Below are 2,335 nucleotides of genomic sequence, written 5' to 3'. Positions count from 1 at the left end.
GGATAGCGGCTGCATCACTAACATCGAACACGATGCGCTCTGAGCTATGGCGGCTAACCCGAACACGACCCGCTTCTCAAATCTGCTAAATCTCGACGCAATGCCGTCTCGACGTACCCCGCGCCTGGCCACTGCCTCAAACGTCGCCGCGAACACCCGCGCCTTCTCCTCCCGAAACCAGCGCCGGCGCCGCTCGACCGACGTGATCACTTCAATCTGATGCTTCGTCACAGGGCTACTGCCAGTGCTTGCACAAGGATTTGCGGCCTTCAGCCTACCTGAGCAAGGCGGCCGTCCCCGTCGAGATTCGAGACAACCAGACCATCGCCGCCAAGGTGCCGGTCTTGCTATTCGAGTACCTGCTTCTGACCAAACGGCTTCGCAGCAATGCCAGGAATGTCGTCAATCCGGACAGGTTTCCCGATTAAATAGCCCTGAGCTTCATCACATCCGACGCGGCGCAGACAGTCGAGCTGGTCGGGAGTTTCGACGCCTTCGGCCGTTACCTCAATTCGAAGCTCATGCGCCAACTCAACCAATGATCTCACAATCGCGGCGCAGTCCGCATCGGTGAGCATATCCTGAACAAAAGATCGGTCGATCTTGAGCCGCGAAAGAGGCAATTTACGAAGATAAGTCAGCGATGAATAGCCGGTACCAAAATCGTCAAGAGCAACTGTTACGGATAACGAACTTAACGATTGTAATAACGAAATTGTTTCTTCAAAATTCGAAATCAGAACATTTTCTGTAATCTCGACCTCCAGTCTCCGGGGCTCCAAACCGGCTTCAGCCAAGGTCTCTAAAATTCCATCTAGCAAGGCCTTGTTCTTAAGCTGCACTGCCGACAAGTTGACGGAGACCCGCAAGTCGCGCGGCCAGCGCGCAGCCGCCAAACAAGCCGTTTTGACAGCCCAGTGTCCGATGGAGTGAATCAAACCCGTTTCTTCAGCGATAGGTATGAACTCCGAGGGAGGGATCGCGCCAAGGGTCGGATGCTGCCACCGCAGAAGCGCTTCAAAACCTCGGATGCGATCGCTCCCGAGATCGAGAAAGGGTTGAAATGCAAGCCAAAGCTGGTCACTGGCGAGCGCAGATGCCAGATCGCGTTCAAGGGCATGGCGCCTTGTGGCAGCTTCATCGTCGTTTGCGCTGAAAAACTGGATGGAGCCCGTCCCCAGCGTCTTGGCCCTGTGTAGCGCGGTGTCGACGCAGCGCAGGAGTTGGTTGGCATCCAAACCGTCAGTGGGCGTCAAAGCGATACCGATAGAGGCCCTGCAATATATTTCGCGTGCTTCAATCATGAAAGGGGTGCGCATGCCATCGATGATCTGTTTGGCTAAGGACCTGATTTGATCTGGCCTAATATCGCACGTGACGATTATAGCAAATTCGTCGCCCTCCAATCTCGCGATGCCATCGCTCTCCCGCGTCGATTTCCGAAGTCTCGCAGCCACTTCGACCAAAAGGGCATCCGCTGTTGCGCGGCCAAAGCGATCGTTCACCTCGTCGAAATTGTTAAGATCGAACAAGAGTAACGCAAAGTGCTGGTCAAACTGCTTTGCGTCCACCAACGCGTTTTCCAGCCGCTCGTTGAAGCTGAACCGGTTTGGCAAACTCGTTAGAACATCCCTGCGAATGGCATTTTCGCTTTCCGCTTGCAGAATGAAGCGTCGGGTAAATTCGGACGCGTGAGCAAGCACGGCACGAAACAGCGTGATGGCGTAGCTCACCATCAGGATTGCGACGGGCACATTGACGGCTCCATCCAGCCACACAATCGCAACCGCCGAACCGACGAAGATCGGCAGCGTATACGCGACGGCCGCAATAGGAATCGTGGAAAAAGAAGCGGCACCGCCTGCGATCATGCCAGCGCTCAGGCAGGTAATGACAACCTGGGCGGCACTCGTTGCTCCTCCGAAGAACAGAACGGGAAGTGCACCCCACCAAGTGCCGAACAGGAAGGCGTTTCGCACCAGGTTTTGCGTTGTCCGGCGAGACACTGACCTTGGTTTGACTGACTGAAACGATGATCTCGCTCTTAGGCCTACGAACCCAGCGGCGGCGATGATCACACTCGCCCAGAGGATGGCTTTCGTCTGGTCGGGCGAGCCCCAGACCGCGATAACAAAAGTGGCCGCATTGAGTATGTTCGCAGCCATGCCAAGAAGCGTGCTGCGAAGCACGATACTGACCTGCTCCGCCCTGATGCGGCCGGCAAGCGGTTCGATCGTTGAGGGCCCGCCAAAAGCACGCAGGTCTCCCGCCAGGAGGTCGCCGAGCCTTGCGGCAGACAGACGCTGCATCACTCTTACACTCCCCCGCGCTAGAG

1 protein-coding gene and 1 pseudogene are annotated in these 2,335 nt (G+C 56.4%); both read right to left on the bottom strand.

The window, feature by feature from the left end; genetic code table 11:
- Nucleotides 1-231: pseudogene (locus tag EN780_RS39820) on the bottom strand (hypothetical protein); the annotation flags it as partial.
- Nucleotides 232-347: 116 nt separating this feature from the next.
- The gene (locus EN780_RS32330) at nt 348-2,309 is read right to left on the bottom strand and encodes an EAL domain-containing protein (protein ID WP_128276301.1); all 1,962 of its coding nucleotides are present in this window, start codon (nt 2,307-2,309) and stop codon (nt 348-350) included.
- Between the last annotated feature and the right edge of the window lie 26 nt (nt 2,310-2,335).

This window comes from Mesorhizobium sp. M4B.F.Ca.ET.089.01.1.1, from assembly GCF_004022605.1.
Classification (GTDB): Bacteria; Pseudomonadota; Alphaproteobacteria; order Rhizobiales; family Rhizobiaceae; genus Mesorhizobium; species Mesorhizobium abyssinicae.
Note: the sequence above shows the minus strand (reverse complement) of the source record. Positions and strands in the feature narration are given on the sequence as shown.

Coding starts and splice junctions, on each gene's coding strand:
- EN780_RS32330 (WP_128276301.1), bottom strand. CDS start 2,309: ATGCAGCGTCTGTCTGCCGCAAGGCTCGGCGACCTCCTGGCGGGAGAC.